15 protein-coding genes and 1 tRNA gene are annotated in these 14,515 nt (G+C 44.5%); 6 read left to right on the plus strand and 10 right to left on the minus strand.

The genetic code is table 11. The features are described 5' to 3' along the window. Positions 1-120: 120 nt before the first annotated feature. A tRNA-Asp gene (locus tag VDIS_RS11680) sits at positions 121-198 on the minus strand. 190 nt (positions 199-388) lie between these two features. Here VDIS_RS11680 and VDIS_RS11685 point away from each other — a divergent pair. Then, positions 389-799 carry a thioredoxin family protein gene (locus VDIS_RS11685; RefSeq protein WP_216086133.1) on the plus strand — a complete coding sequence of 137 codons (411 nt, stop codon included), beginning with the start codon at positions 389-391 and terminating at the stop codon, positions 797-799. Between the two features lie 39 nt (positions 800-838). Here VDIS_RS11685 and VDIS_RS11690 read toward each other — a convergent pair whose 3' ends face one another. Continuing rightward, a complete protein-coding gene (locus tag VDIS_RS11690; protein ID WP_013337469.1) occupies positions 839-2,158 on the minus strand; it encodes an aspartate aminotransferase family protein in 1,320 nt (439 codons plus the stop codon). Positions 2,159-2,357: 199 nt separating this feature from the next. Here VDIS_RS11690 and VDIS_RS11695 point away from each other — a divergent pair, with 199 nt between their 5' ends. Genes VDIS_RS11695 through htpX form a run of 3 tightly spaced genes read left to right on the plus strand, consistent with a single transcriptional unit; the run spans position 2,358 to position 5,538 of the window. After that, positions 2,358-3,815 (plus strand): acetate--CoA ligase family protein, encoded by a 1,458-nt coding sequence (locus VDIS_RS11695; RefSeq protein WP_013337470.1) that lies wholly within the window; start codon positions 2,358-2,360, stop codon positions 3,813-3,815. After that, complete coding sequence (locus tag VDIS_RS11700) at positions 3,806-4,519, plus strand: acetate--CoA ligase family protein (protein ID WP_013337471.1); 714 nt, start codon at positions 3,806-3,808, stop codon at positions 4,517-4,519. Before VDIS_RS11695 ends, VDIS_RS11700 begins: the two co-directional genes overlap by 10 nt. A gap of 47 nt (positions 4,520-4,566) precedes the next feature. Next, on the plus strand, positions 4,567-5,538 hold the full coding sequence (htpX, locus tag VDIS_RS11705; RefSeq protein ID WP_013337472.1) for a zinc metalloprotease HtpX: 972 nt from the start codon (positions 4,567-4,569) through the stop codon (positions 5,536-5,538). Between the two features lie 48 nt (positions 5,539-5,586). On the opposite strand, the gene VDIS_RS11710 is transcribed toward htpX, so the two are convergent. Further along, positions 5,587-5,910 carry a hypothetical protein gene (locus tag VDIS_RS11710; protein ID WP_013337473.1) on the minus strand — a complete coding sequence of 108 codons (324 nt, stop codon included), beginning with the start codon at positions 5,908-5,910 and terminating at the stop codon, positions 5,587-5,589. A 97-nt stretch (positions 5,911-6,007) separates the two neighbouring features. Between VDIS_RS11710 and VDIS_RS11715 the strand changes: the two genes are divergently transcribed. Then, positions 6,008-6,487, plus strand: coding sequence for a hypothetical protein (locus VDIS_RS11715; protein ID WP_013337474.1), 480 nt, complete (start codon positions 6,008-6,010; stop codon positions 6,485-6,487). 89 nt (positions 6,488-6,576) lie between these two features. Here VDIS_RS11715 and VDIS_RS11720 read toward each other — a convergent pair whose 3' ends face one another. The 6 genes from VDIS_RS11720 to VDIS_RS13180 are packed head-to-tail and all read right to left on the minus strand — an operon-like array spanning position 6,577 to position 12,249. Further along, positions 6,577-7,620, minus strand: a complete 1,044-nt coding sequence (locus tag VDIS_RS11720) for a DUF1152 domain-containing protein (RefSeq protein ID WP_013337475.1) — start codon at positions 7,618-7,620, stop codon at positions 6,577-6,579. Positions 7,621-7,663: 43 nt separating this feature from the next. Then, a complete protein-coding gene (locus tag VDIS_RS11725) occupies positions 7,664-8,470 on the minus strand; it encodes a hypothetical protein (RefSeq protein WP_013337476.1) in 807 nt (268 codons plus the stop codon). Between the two features lie 6 nt (positions 8,471-8,476). Beyond that, positions 8,477-8,785: a hypothetical protein gene (locus VDIS_RS11730; RefSeq protein ID WP_013337477.1), complete on the minus strand. Its 309-nt coding sequence runs from the start codon at positions 8,783-8,785 to the stop codon at positions 8,477-8,479. Continuing rightward, on the minus strand, positions 8,754-8,915 hold the full coding sequence (locus tag VDIS_RS12905) for a hypothetical protein (RefSeq protein WP_013337478.1): 162 nt from the start codon (positions 8,913-8,915) through the stop codon (positions 8,754-8,756). The genes VDIS_RS11730 and VDIS_RS12905 overlap by 32 nt, the downstream gene beginning before the upstream one ends. Then, positions 8,912-9,097 carry a hypothetical protein gene (locus VDIS_RS11735; RefSeq protein WP_052885836.1) on the minus strand — a complete coding sequence of 62 codons (186 nt, stop codon included), beginning with the start codon at positions 9,095-9,097 and terminating at the stop codon, positions 8,912-8,914. The genes VDIS_RS12905 and VDIS_RS11735 overlap by 4 nt, the downstream gene beginning before the upstream one ends. 44 nt (positions 9,098-9,141) lie before the next feature. Then, positions 9,142-12,249, minus strand: a complete 3,108-nt coding sequence (locus tag VDIS_RS13180) for a helicase-related protein (RefSeq protein ID WP_013337480.1) — start codon at positions 12,247-12,249, stop codon at positions 9,142-9,144. Between the two features lie 62 nt (positions 12,250-12,311). On the opposite strand from VDIS_RS13180, the gene VDIS_RS11745 reads away from it, so the two are divergent. Beyond that, positions 12,312-13,328: a bifunctional phosphoglucose/phosphomannose isomerase gene (locus VDIS_RS11745; protein WP_013337481.1), complete on the plus strand. Its 1,017-nt coding sequence runs from the start codon at positions 12,312-12,314 to the stop codon at positions 13,326-13,328. Here VDIS_RS11745 and VDIS_RS11750 read toward each other — a convergent pair. Further along, positions 13,300-14,490: an MFS transporter gene (locus tag VDIS_RS11750; RefSeq protein WP_013337482.1), complete on the minus strand. Its 1,191-nt coding sequence runs from the start codon at positions 14,488-14,490 to the stop codon at positions 13,300-13,302. The genes VDIS_RS11745 and VDIS_RS11750 overlap by 29 nt on opposite strands. Positions 14,491-14,515: the final 25 nt, after the last annotated feature.

The following is a 14,515-nucleotide window of genomic DNA, read 5'->3' on the forward strand; positions in this document are numbered from 1 at the left end:
ACCATGACCAATGCGATGCTTAATAAACCACTGCATTAAAGTCAAGCAAAATTAACACATTAAAACAAGCTAAACACTAATGCATCAACTTAAACAGGGTAAGGAAAACTGAACGCAAACTGGCGCCCCGGCCGGGATTTGAACCCGGGTCTGCGGCTCGACAGGCCGCCATACTAGACCGGGCTATACCACCGGGGCTACGTAGTGATTGGCTTTATTGAGAATTTAAGTTTTTTGCCCTGATTGTTTATTGGTGCTGTGTTAGGAGGTTTCTTAATGGTTATTATGAGTTTAAGTGTGGTGTTGAGTCTGTATTTCCTGTCTAATTATTGACTGAGTAAACGCTTTAAATTGGCAGTTTCCCGCCTTAGGTATGGCGGCGAGTAATATGAACAGTAATATGGGTGATAAGGAGGATGAGGAGTTGAGCAAGTTATTGGAGAAGAAGGCTAGGGAGTTAGCTAAGGCTGTGGGTAATGAGCCTGTTGAGTTGAGTGGGGATAATTTTGATGATTTCATAAGGAGTAAGAGGGTTGTGGTTGTTGATTTCTGGGCGCCCTGGTGTGCGCCGTGTTTTCTACTTGAGCCGATCTTAAAGGCGCTGGCTAAGGAGATGCCGTGTGTTGGTTTTGGTAGGTTGAATACTCAGGAGTGGCCCGACGTTGCTGCTAAGTATGATGTGATGAGCCTACCTACTGTGATAATATTTAAGGATGGTGAGCCCGCGGATTTCGTGATTGGTGCTGTGCCTAAGAAGATAATTGCTGATAAAATAAGGAGGGTTCTTAACGAGAATTAAAAATCAAAAATAGTTTTTACACAGGAAAATAAACTAATTTTACTTAATATTCTCCTCCCTCTCCACCTCACCAAGTGACTTATCAAGTACGTCTATTGCCTTATCAATGTGCTCCTGCTTGACGGTTAATGGCGGCGCAAACCTAATGACGTTGCCATTCCAACCACTGGTCACGAATAGCACGCCCCTCTTCAATGCCCTATTAAGGCATATGTCGCTCGTCTCCTTAGTCGCCGGCTCCTTAGTCTTCCTATTCTTAACTAGTTCAATACCAATCATGAGCCCTAACCCCCTGACCTCACCAATCAGTGGGTGCTTATCGTAAAGCTCCATCAATCTCTTCATTGCATACTCACCCATCCTCTTGGCATTGCTTAACAGCTCCTCCTTATGCATGTTGTAGTAATCAACGGTTGCCTTAACGGCGGCCATAATTAACGCCGAGGCTCCAAAGGTCGAGTGTTCATCATTCAACTGCATTGCAGAGGCAATCTCCTTCCTAGTCACGACGGCTGATGCTGGCAATCCACCAGTCATGCCCTTAGCCGCAACAACTATGTCAGGCTTAACGTTGAATTGCTCGAAGGCCCAGGTGGTGCCTGTCCTACCCATGCCACTCTGGACCTCATCAAATATTAGCAATATGCCGTATGTATCGAGGACCCTCTTCAGCCTCTCGAAAAAGTCCTTCGGTGGTACCACGATACCGCCAACACCCTGTATAGGCTCAGTGACTAGGCAACACACGTCCTTAATGGCCACGTAATTAATGTAATACTCGATGGTTTCGACGGCAGCCTTACCACACTCCTCTGGCGGCATGTCACCAAATGGACACCTATATGGGTATGGGAATGGCGCTATTAACGTGCCTGGCGGTAATGGCCCATACTCCTTCCTCCTCATTCCATGGTATGAACCAGTTAGGTATGTCCTACCGTGATAACCACCCATTAGGTACATCACGTACGTATTCTTTGTGTACCTCTTTGCAATCTTAAGCGCCAACTCGATGCCCTCAGAGCCACTTAGCTTGAAGTGGACCTTATTATACATGTTCCTGTCGGGGAATAGGCTTAACACGGCCTTTGCCGCATTAAGTAATTCCTCCGTGTACCAGTTATAGCCATTGCCAGCAATTAATCGCTTTGCAGTCTCAGTGATCGCGTCGGCAAGTCCCGGCGGGTTATGACCGAGTAGTGCGGTGGTTACTACGGTCATGAAGTCCAGGTAGGCATTTCCATCAACATCATAAACGTAGATATCGCGGGCCTCCCTAACAACAATCCTGTGGGTTGGGTATAAGTTCGTCATTAGATATTCATCTAGCTCCTTAAGAATTTCCTCAGTCCTTCCCATTAAGTTAATTAAATGCCAGCTCCTTTTAAGTTTAATCTGCTAGTTATCCTTTCCATAAGGTATATAATATTTTTTCCATAATATCTTCAGTATTTTTGAGAAAAATTTCTTTCAACAGGTATAATCTATAAAAATACATAGACTATTTATTCATTTAGAAAGGTTTTTTAAGAATAGGTTGAGATGAGTGTCGATTTCTATGGAGGAGCAAAAACAGCAACCTCAGGAGGCTAAGGCGGTCTCTGAAGCATCATTAACAATCACGTCACCACTCGATTTATTGTTTAATCCAAGGTCCGTCGCGATAATCGGGGCCACACCTAGGGAGAACAGTGTCGGCGGTGTCATCACGAAAAACCTACTCACTAAATTTAAGGGTAAAGTTTACCTAGTCAATCCCAAGTATGATGAGGTCAATGGCATTAAGTACTATAAGTCAATACTCGATATTCAGGACAATATTGACTTAGCGGTCATCGTTGTTCCGGCGCCGGCTGTTCCGAAGGTCGCGGATGAGTGCGCCAGAAAGGGCGTTAAGGTCGCGATAATAATCAGCGGTGGTTTCAGTGAAGTTGGTGAGGAGGGCGCTAAGCTTGAGGAGGAGTTGAGGAAGGTTGTTCAAAACCGCATTAGAGTGCTTGGTCCCAACTGCATTGGCGTTTACAATGCCTTTAATGGCCTAGACACATTCTTCCTTCCTGAGGATAGGATGGGCAGGCCCAAACCCGGTCCCGTAGCCTTAATTAGCCAAAGTGGTGCTGTGGCTGGTGCAATCCTTGATTGGGCAGCCAGGAGAAATATAGGCGTTGGGTTAGCTGTAAACTATGGAAATAAGCTCGATATTAATGAGGCAGAGCTCCTCGAGTACTTTGCTAGGGATAGTAGGGTTAAGGTCATTGTTATGTACATGGAGGGGTTGAAGTACCCTGGGGAGGGGAAGAAATTACTTGAGGTCATGAAGGAGGTGTCCAGTGTTAAGCCACTAGTAGTTTATAAGGCTGGTAGAACTAGGGCGGCAACGGGCGCCGTCAAGTCTCACACGGCTGCCCTGGCGGGTAATTACGAAATTTACAGGGCAATGCTAAGGCAGGCCAATGTCATTGAGGCAGATAATCTGACGGATGCTTTCGACATGGCCAAGGCACTGGCCACACAACCACTACCCAGGGGTAACAGGGTGTTGGTTATAACCGATAGTGGTGGTATGGGGATTCAATCCGTGGATGCCCTGGACATGCGTGGACTACAGGTTCCTGAACTATCCGAAAGCCTTCAGGAAATACTGAGGAAGCAACTACCTCCTTTAGCCGTTACCCGTAACCCAATTGACTTGACGGGTAGTGCCACGGACGCCATGTACAAGTTCGTCCTAGACACCGTACTACCAACGAGCTATGTCGATATGGCGTTAATAATAGCCTTAATGCAGATACCAGGCCTAACGGCGAACCTGGGCAATTACATAATCGAGGCTAAGAGATTTAATAAGCCGATAGTTGTCGTTAGCTTTGGCGGTAACGAGTACGTGGCTAAGTTTGAGAGTTACCTGGAGGAGAATGGAATACCTGTTTACCACGCACCGCATAGGGCTGCTAAGGCGTTGTGGGCGTTATATGAATATTCAAAAATAAAGGGTGCAGCCAAGGAATGGTGGTGAGGGGTATGAACCCGATAATTGCGAAGGCGCTTGAGGAGGGTAGGTATAAACTGCTTGAGCATGAATCCTTCGAGCTACTTAGGCAGTATAATATACCAGTCCCCGACTTTGCGTTGGTTCAGGACGTCAATGATGCTTTGAAGGTTGTTAAGGACATAGGCTATCCAGTGGTATTAAAGGTCGTCTCGCCAGACATTATTCATAAGTCGGACGTTGGTGGCGTAATACTAAATATAAGTAATGATGATGAGCTCAGGAGCGCCTGCGAGAGAATTAGGAGTAACATTAAGGAAAAAGCCCCATACGCCAGGATAAGCGGCTTCCTAGTACAGAGGATGGTGCCCGAGGGATTAGAGACAATAATTGGCGCAACCAAGGACCCAATCTTTGGTCATGTAATAGCCTTTGGCCTTGGCGGTGTAATGGTTGAGGTGCTGCAAGACGTGAGTTTCAGGATAGTGCCTATCACAGAGGAGGATGCCAGGGCAATGGTTAGGGAGATAAAGGGCTATAGGCTCTTTAATGGTTATAGAAACATGCCCGTGAGGGATGAGGAGGCCGTTATCTACATAATAACGAAGTTCTCAGAGCTCTTATCTGATAATCCAAACATCGTTGAGGCAGACCTAAACCCAGTCATTGTACTTGAGAGGGGTAAGGGTGCCTACGCGGCTGATGCTAGGTTTATAATTGGGTCTGTGTGAGTTCGTGAGTTAGGTTTAAAATTGATACCGTGGTTTCTGTCCCTTGTATGAACAAGGCACTACTGGTGTTTAGGTTAAAGATGGCACTCGCGATAATAGCGATATTACTATTAGGCGCCGCGTTTACATACGGCATCATGACGTGGCTATTCGGCCCAATAAGCGGCGTCGCACTTGTCACTAGTTTAGTCCTCATGGCATTCTTCCTAACGCTGTTCCAGTGGTTGATTGGTCCATTCCTGATTAATGCCATGTATAGGGCTCATGAGGTTAAGCCTGACGATCCAACCTACGGCTGGGTCTATGAAATGGTCGCTGACGTTGCTAGGACCAATGGCTTTAAGGACGTGCCCAAGGTCTACATAGCCGATGTACCATTCCCAAACGCCTTCGCCTATGGAAGCCCAATAGCTGGTAAGAGGGTTGCAATAACACTGCCCTTACTAAAGATATTGAAGCCCAGCGAGTTAAAGGCTGTTCTTGGTCATGAAATTGGGCACTTAAGGCATAGGGATGTGGAGGTGCTAATGGCTATTGGCTTACTGCCCACGGTTATTTACTGGCTTGGTTGGTCGCTATGGTGGGGTGGTTGGTGGGGTGGTTGGTCCGAGGGTAGGAATAACGGCGGTGGCTTACTACTCCTAATAGGTTTGGCGCTAATTGCTGTTAGCTTTCTATTCCAATTATTCGTACTATATATAAATAGGTTGAGGGAGGCCTATGCAGATGTTAATGGTGCGTTGACTGTTGAGAATGGTGCACGTAACCTACAGAGGGCGCTTGCGAAGATAACGCTTTACATGGACCCGAACGTTGTGAAGAGGACTACGAATGGTACATTGAGGATGCTCTTCTTCGCACCGCCAGTTAGCACTGAGTATATTGAGAGTAATGTTGATGACTTAATAGAGTATTGGAGGCATTATAAGCCATCGATTTGGGAGGAGTTATTCATGACGCATCCACACCCTGCAAAGAGAATACAAATGCTTGATAGGATCGCCGAGTCTTTGCCGTAACCCTCTAATCAAAATAGAAGGAAACCCTCAGTAAAACCCTATTTTATTCTAACCCTCCTTCACCGCTGATTGGAGATAGAGAACCCTATACTTATTCCTCAATTTAATTAATGCGAAGGTGAATATTTGCTCACCATTAACATAGTTACTCGTTGTCGTAACCCTCACGTACTTAGCATTGCTAATTTCATTGGTTACATTACCGTCTATATCGAAAAGAACTACATCATTAACACTTAGCCCAATATCTGTTAACGCATCCCTTATGCAATCAATGACTAGGGTCTCATCAACATCATAGCACCTACCACCCATGAACTCACTCATCACCCTACTATGTAATTCGTAAACCCTCTTATCCAGTCCGCTCATCTAATCATCGTAGTTACACCACTAAATATACCTTACCTAGGGATTAAACTCGGAGAGTTAGGTAATGCTTATTTTTAGCTGAGCGGTGCGCCATGTGATGGAGGTAATAAGTACCGGCAGGAGTGTTATGGACATGTTAAATGAGCTCCTTAATGACCTTAATAGGGATGATTTAACGCTCATTGAGAGATTACCCTACGTTCGTGAGTATGAGAGGTATAGAGACGTGATCACGAACATTCTCAGGGAATTCCACATAGCGCTTGTCCTCGTTAGGTTGACGTTTAACGATGGTTCCCGTAAGGGTTACGTCTTCCTAATAAGGGGTGAGGGCGGTGAATTGGGTAGAATACCAACGTCAGGCGTTGTGGAGGGTTACGTAGTGAGTGTTAAGGGCAATGACAGGAAGAAACTCCTGTATAATTCAGTGACGTTTAATAGGGCTGATGACGTGGCGACGAGGATTATAGAGTTCGCAAACATGTACAGGAAGGCCGAGGAAAGAATATCACAACTTCAACTACTTCGTGAGGCCGAGAAGGACTATGCATTATTCTATGAGGAGACTGGCGATTAAGGGCTTAAATTGCTAGGTAATCATTAAATTAACATCATGAAGAGCACGCCCTTATCTGAATCTGCTGATGATGAATGCTGCCAGGCGGATCACCTATTCATTAATTGGACCTGCGCCCTCAATTTGCTCTTTATCTCCTTAATCATTGAGTAAGCCTCTTCGGGGCTTGGTATTCTAGACTTAGCCCTGTAATACCTATAGACCTCCTCTTCAAAATTAAGCTCAGTCATTACACCCCTGCTATTTAATATCCTCATTGCGTCCCAGGGATCCTTCGCATTAATTATTAAGTTGGCTAACGGTAAATCACTTATTGCTTTCTTAAGGTCTAGGTAATACGTTATTGATGACGATACATCAAGCCTCACGTACCTGGTGCTACCCCTTATACCCACATTACCGTGATGACCCCTCGCAGCCTTAAACACCAAGCCGCTGGCCTCGGTTATTGCCTTACTAAGTATGTCCTCAAGTATCATTAAGTCATTTCGCGTAGGCCCATATGCGCCTAGGAATGCGCCCTTACCAGCTAGCTGGCTTATTCTCATTAGCACGTAATCCCTATCTAACTCACCATCCACACCTGGACCTGCAACGCCAAGTATTACCGGTACATTGGTCGTATCCTGAACCCTACTTAAAATAGCCACTGAGTAACTGTCAGCAAGTGGGCTGTAGAGCCCATCCTCATTACCCAGGGCTAGAACGTCGCCACCAACATCAATGCCTATTACCGCGTCAATGCCGTACTTACTTACGTAATCACTAAGCTCCTTAGCGACACTACTTACGGGACCAGCAATACTTATTCCTAATCCATCATCCTTAATAACGCTTAGTACATTAGCTATTTGAGGAATGACATGCCTACCCTCCCTAACTGCGTAGGTGTCACCATTAACGATGGCCAAATAATCACCAAGGGCATCGGCATTCCTAAGCTCCTGTATCCTAATGGGTCCTGGCACAACGTCATTTACGTATCTTTCCCAAAGAACTGCGCCCAATATTGCCTCCTTACCCTCGTTAATGGCGAGGCTATAGGTTATTGTTGAGCCCACAACGTCACCTCCACCACCAATACCGATCACTAGGACGCTCCTTACATTAAATCCTATAACCTCATCAAGCACGATGATGTCTCATTTTAAATCATTTAAATGCATTAAACTAAAACTAACCTAACTTAACATCATTAACCACACCATTAACTGCAAAGTAATACGTATTATTTACATATGCATTAATTAATACCGTAACGTAAAAACTACCACTGAATTTCAAGCCACCATTGCATGCACCCTCTTCAGGTGATGCAAGTAATACATAGTCTATGGTCCCCCAATAAACAGTGTAATTGCGTGTTCGTTCAATCATTCTAAAAACACCAACGTATCTAAGCGTTATATTTATGCCATGATGATCACTGCCTACCTTACTTGCTAAATAACCATTCATGTCCTGCACAGCCTCGGTTAAGTTATTGGCGTGAATCGTTACATTTGCATCTAAACTATGGATGACGTTATTAATTACCTGGGAGTAATAACATAAATTGAATGGATATATGACAGCGACAACACCCTCAATATCACCAGATTGCGTAATTACTTGAATAACTGCGCGATAAACGGTAGCATTACCCTCACCATAAACCTCATAATTAATCACCCTATACCTCACAATACCCCCAGTCCTATTACTAATGGTGCTGAGGACCTCATTCAAGGTTCCAGTCAAGTTATTAGCGATAACATTGCATGAGTAGTTTATAGGATTCATAATAACTAGGCATGCATCGTTCCTTAGCATAAAGAGCAATGTATTGTTTAACTGCCTAATGACATTAACTGACAGTAGGTAAGTATTCTCGAGGGTTAACGCCTTAGATGCCTCACTGCTCACGTAGCTTATTAAGTATGTGGTCAATGTAATCATTACCAGCAATACTACGATTATGGGTAATAATGACTTGTAAATCACTCACAATCACCTGGCGTAAGCAACGTACACATTAACCTCCAACCTGGAATTATTAATCGCAATCCTTGGGCATATAATTAGGTAATTCTTGGTCGTTACCTCATCCGTTATTACAACATGATTTAGATTAATACTGCCCGTGAAATTACCCAGTTGGCACTCAATGAATAGGTAAGTTCCAATGGACGCTTTATAATCAATTATTGATAGCCTCAACAGGAGGTTTGTTAAGTATATCGTGAGTATGAGTATTACGATTACTAGGGTAATTGAAGCCAGTAGGTCAGGGAATATTAAGGAGTCTGCGAGAGCCATTGATTATCACCATGGCATAATTACTCACGGAATTCGCTAAGTAAAGTACTTTTAGTAGGAAGCTCTCGATGACTATGATCATCATGAATATGATCACCATCAATATCGCTGTGAGTAGGTACCTAATCATCTAATCACCGAGTTGATCCATTGAATAATTGAATTAAGCTCTCGAATAAGCCCTATATTATTCCTTAATAACTCTACATATAATGAGATGGTGATAATCGAGAGTATCGCTGAAATTGCCGTGAGTATTAGTGATCCATATTCCTGGAATAGAATGTTCAATACCTCCTCAAGGGACTTCACAATTAATTATTATCAATTCGATATATAAGTCACTACAGCATTAATCACTGAGAGAATAAACGTGTACTGCTGATTACGTGGCTTATTAATCGCCTCACCTCATCAGCCAGGTACCTCCTACACTCAACCTCAAGTACCTCACCCTTAACATGCCTCTCCTCACTAAGTGCCTCCTCAATGGTATTTCTCGTAATTACCTCGTAAACCCTCGCCTCAACCTTACCATCACTAGCCCTAACCACACGACCTACCCTCTGAATCATCTGTCTCTGAGAGCCTGTTCCAGAAAGTATTATCGCCACATCCGCATCCGGCACATCAATACCCTCATCAAGGACTGTGGTCGCCACGATAACCTTATACACACCCCTAGCAAATGCCTTAAAAATCGAGTCTCTATCACTAGTCTTAGACGTTATTAACGCGACGATGGGTCCCAACTCCTCCTTAAGGACCTTATACAACTCCTCGGCCTGCCTTATGAATTGAGTAAAAACGATGATCTTACTACCAATGCCAACCTCAGCCTTCACTATTTCCTTAGCAATGCCTATCTTGGCACTAGCCATACTCGCTATATTCCTTAGGACAATCGCATTATCACCAGCCCTCTCATAACTCCTCCTCTCCTCAGGTGTTAAGTCAACGTAGATCCTAAAGTGCCTAACAGGAACAACCAATTTAGCTTCAATCATGTCCCTATAATCAGCCTGGTAAACAATATCACCGGCGCTTAGGAATATCAAGTGCTCATTATTATCACTCCTTTTCGGTGTAGCGGACAATGCCAACCTAAAGGGTGCCCTAAGCTTAAACGCAACCTCCTTAAACGTATCGGCAGGAACGTGGTGGCAATTATGCACTATGACTCCATTAGCTACGAAACTATGGTCTTCCTCTACCTCAATATCGTAGACAAATTCTTCTTCCCTGGAAATGCCTCTAGGGCTATTGGCTTGATTAATTCCAGGAATTTCTCTGCTTCCCTCATGTTTAGCGTATAGAGGAGGTAATAATCGCGATAATGCGTTATGCCGAATACTACTCCCCATTTCTCCCTCAACCACTGCGCCAGCATTTTGTTCCCCTCCAATGTAAAATTCTCCGTGTGTAATTGTATTGCGTAATAATCCCTCCCCTTCTCTAGGCTTATTGATCCATCGTCCAGAAACCAAACTGCTAACGCTATCGGCGTCTTTATCATACCCAGAAGTTCCTTGGTGACTGTCTTCCTCCCGTTTATGTATGATGCCTTGTATATCTCCGTTAGCTCCGGATGGCATATTGTATGGAATCTTACCACGTCTCCATACGCTCCATACTTCATCATCCTTATGACCTTTGGCGGTGTCCTTACTATATTCTTTAGCTCTGAGTATTTCCACATTAAGTACTCGTACTGGTCTAAAGAGTGTGTCACTGTTAATCTCGCGTTTTTCGCCCTGGGTGGCGGAATTGTTAAATACCCATCCCCAAGCACCATGCCCAGGACTATCTCCCTCTATCTCTCTGTCAATTTTGGTAATGATGCTAACCTCCTCAATTCCCTTTCCTGCACTATTTTCCTTATCTGCTGTATTCCCACCTCTTTGTATAAAGTCCATCGCTTTAATGATCTTCGTCTCTGAAGTTCTGGGTTGTGAGCAGTTACATAATGACACCCTAAAGCCTGAAGCGTTGGAAATTCCTTTCCGCAGATTCTGCACCTGTACGTCATAGAAATACAGCACGTCCCCGCTTCTTAAGGTTATTGCAGGCTTCCAACCATCCTGAGTGAGAATTAGGTGATCCTCCGTCACCACTAATTCGCCTTTCTCGTGAGTTATCCTCACCATCCTCTTAATGAGTGGTATTTTGAAGTAGTTCGTTATTCGCATAAACCTGCCTTTATGGGTAAGCACCCTCACGGGTAGTCTCTTCTCCACTATCTCTCCAATGGGCATTAACCCCATATCAGTAACAATCAATGCATCATATGGTAAGCACTCATCGAATACCACCATATCGAACTTATCACTTATCTCCGCTATCCTGTTAACGGCTGAGTTGTAGATCGCCACCGTGACCTCCCTAATATCGTCATAACCACCGCCCAACCTACCTGCCCTAATGCCTAAGTACTTCATTATTCTTTCGTACCATTGATTCATAAGTTCTTCTGTGATTACGAGTATTATCGTCGGCACCCTCGCCGTGGCCAGGGCCTTGAGGGCTATGAATGTCTTACCGCCGCCTGTTGGTACGACAATCGTACCCCTCTTACCGGCCCTTAACCAGGCATCGAGAGCTCTCTCCTGGAAGGGTAGGAGCTTCACCTCATCCTTAGGGACCTGTATCTGCCTTGGGCTCCATTGTAGGTCAGTCACTTTATAACCGCTCTTTACCAGTAATTCCCTTACGGTATCCCTTAGAAATACTGGGAACCTAATTATGACCTTTTCACTTTCTCGAATAATATCGTCCTTACGTATGAGCCTCAAATCACGCTTATTCAGGTTACCCTCCTTATCAGTGACATAGTACGGTATGGTTAAGCTCCTCAACTTCTCATAGAGCTCCTTAGATAGAAAGTGCAGCTCAGCACTATCAAGGCCGAGCTTAACTGTCCACCACTCAATCCTCCTACTAAATAAATCCCTCAACTTATTATTAGCTAGGGCGAACTCCCGAGCCCTCCTAAGGGCAAGCTCCACATCACCAATCACTGGCTTACCAACGAGTAACTGCCTAATGCTCTCCACAGCCTTATCAACATACTCCTCAAATGAGGACGCACTACCTATGTAATTTCTATCGCTCCTAATGAAGTCCCTTATTAGGCATGACAGTGAGATAATGTATAAGCCACCCTCCTCACCCAACACGCAGTCGCTTGGTATAGAACCGAGACTTCCCAAGTCCTCAACGCCAATTACGCCGCCTGACGAGTTTACGAGTATAGTCCTCATTAATTTCTCGGTCTCCTCACTGGTCAGCTCAAGTAATTCCTTCAACTCCCTAATCAACGAGAGTGAGTAAACCTTGCCGGACCAGTACTCACCATTCCACCTGAACCCTAGCTCCTTCAATCTATCCTTAACTCTTGCTATCCTATCCCACGGCCACTCCCTCCTAATCTCAACATTGCCGTTCACAATTACCCTAAAGAGCACTAACCATGTACTACCTAGTACAGTACTTAAAGCTTACAAAGGCTTTAATTCCATAATCCTTAATGAACCTAATTGATTACCCAAGGTGGCCCTCCCTCGCTAGGGAATCGATACTTAACGTGCCCATGGACCTAAGGAGCATTAAATTGAGCATTGACGGTAAGGTCATTGATTACAGTGAGGAAATAGATTCAGTTGTCATTACCGGTATGGGTGGTAGTGGCGTTGTTGGTGATATAATTAATGATCTATGCTGGTTCTGGGACTGCAGAGTGCCCATAATTGTGAGTAAAAACATGAGGCTACCGAAGAGGTTATCAAGGCCTTTGGTCATAGCCATTAGCTACTCGGGTAATACGGCTGAGACAATAATGAGCGCTAATGAGGCTTTATCCAGGGGGTACCCGGTAATTGGTGTAACTACAGGCGGTAAATTAAGCACAGTACTTACTAATAAGGGCGCCCCAGTTGTCCTAATCCCAAAGGCTTCGGCACCTAGGTATGGATTACCCGCGTTACTATACCCAACACTGATCATTCTAGAGAGGTTCGGTGTTGCTTCGGTGATCAATGAGTTGGAGAGTGGTATCTCTGGAATTGAGGATGCCCTTAAGCGCGTTGATGATGCAATTAACCTGGCGAAGCAATTAGTTAATTCAGTGCCCGTGGTTTGGGTTACGGAGAGTAGGCGTGGTGTTGGTATTAGGTTTAAGAACGACCTAAATGAAAACGCCAAGTACTACTCAGTGGTTTCGGTGGTCCCTGAGGGCGCCCACAATGACATAGCCGCGGTCACGACTAAGCAGGGTGGTTTGAAACACGTGGCTATAATGGGGCCCAATGATTATGAGGGCATGTACGAGGAGGTCCTCATTGATGTACTATCCTCATTCGGGGCGAAGCCCATAATCGTTAAGCTTGAGGGCAAGACGCCACTTGAAACCGAGATGTACGGCGTGACATACCTAGGCATGGTGACTTTGGCATTAGCGGAATTACTTGGTGTTGAGCCAGTATCCACGGAACCAATCGATAGGCTCAAGAACCTCCTCAGCGAGAGGAGGGTATTTCAGGTTTAAAGGTTTCGAGGCCTGAGCCTAAGTAAAACCTTGTGAATATGATGGCTATGGTTATCACGGGGATTAGGAGTAAAGCCATTGATAGTCTAATCCCAATTAAATCCGTTGAAATGCCAAATAATGCTGGGACTGCTATACCTAGAACTCCCTGAAAGGCGGCGAAGTAGGAGTTTGCGGCATTTCTTTCCTCAATACTCGTCCCCCTACTAATCATTAACGTCGAGAGTGGGTATACAGAGCCGTGTGGTATTCCGAGTATCGTCATTGATACGATAAATGCAGCGTAATTTTGTGAGAGGTAAAGTAATATAATGCCGATTATTGTTAACGCTATGGAAATAATCATTGGTTTAAATAGGCCCCTTGGAACCCTGATTGTTAGGTAAAGTCTAGTAAGAAATGAGGTAAGGAAGAAAGGTACGAATGAGAAATAAGCGAGGTACCTACTAACGTGGTATATGCTCTGTGCATATATGGCTATGAATGCCGTAAAGACGACAAAGGGTATGCTATAGGTGGAGTTTGCAAGTAATGCTGAGATTAAGCCCTTATTCCTAAGTATTTGCTTAACATTAACATTTCTTCTAGGTCCTTTAGGATCCGGTGGGAAGTGCGCCTTAAACGATAATGCGAACGATACTAATGCCAGCGGTATGAATAGTAGGAATATGTACCTATAACCAAAGTGTGTTAATAGGTATGTCTCAAATAACGGGCCAATGACAAGGCTTGTACTTAAGGCGAGGGTGTAAAGTACGAGCAGGCGTTCCGCAGTGAATTGATCACCGACAATACTGGCTGACGTGAGTATATTAGGCATTATTAGGCCGTAAGCGAATCCAGTGAGTATTGAAATTATCCAAATACTAAATGAATTGGCTAGGAAGTACGTGGGTAATAAGGCGAGTATTAACGCATTTGAAATTATGAAGAGTAGTCTCCTTGTTTGACTAGGTAATCTGGCGTTGACGAATACTATGGATACCAGGTTAACGGCAGTAACCGCTGACGCCAGAAACCCGACTAAGTAATTGGGGAATAGTAGGTCGTACTTAGTCAATAAAGGTGTTGTTGTTCCAATCATGTTATTTGTTGCGCGTGTGGCGAAGGTTATTAGGAATATTATGATTGCGTAATGGGCTATTTCCCGATTAATACGCACAATCACCAACGGGAGGTTTAGTGTT

The sequence above is a fragment of the Vulcanisaeta distributa DSM 14429 genome (assembly GCF_000148385.1).
GTDB lineage: Archaea > Thermoproteota > Thermoprotei > Thermoproteales > Thermocladiaceae > Vulcanisaeta > Vulcanisaeta distributa.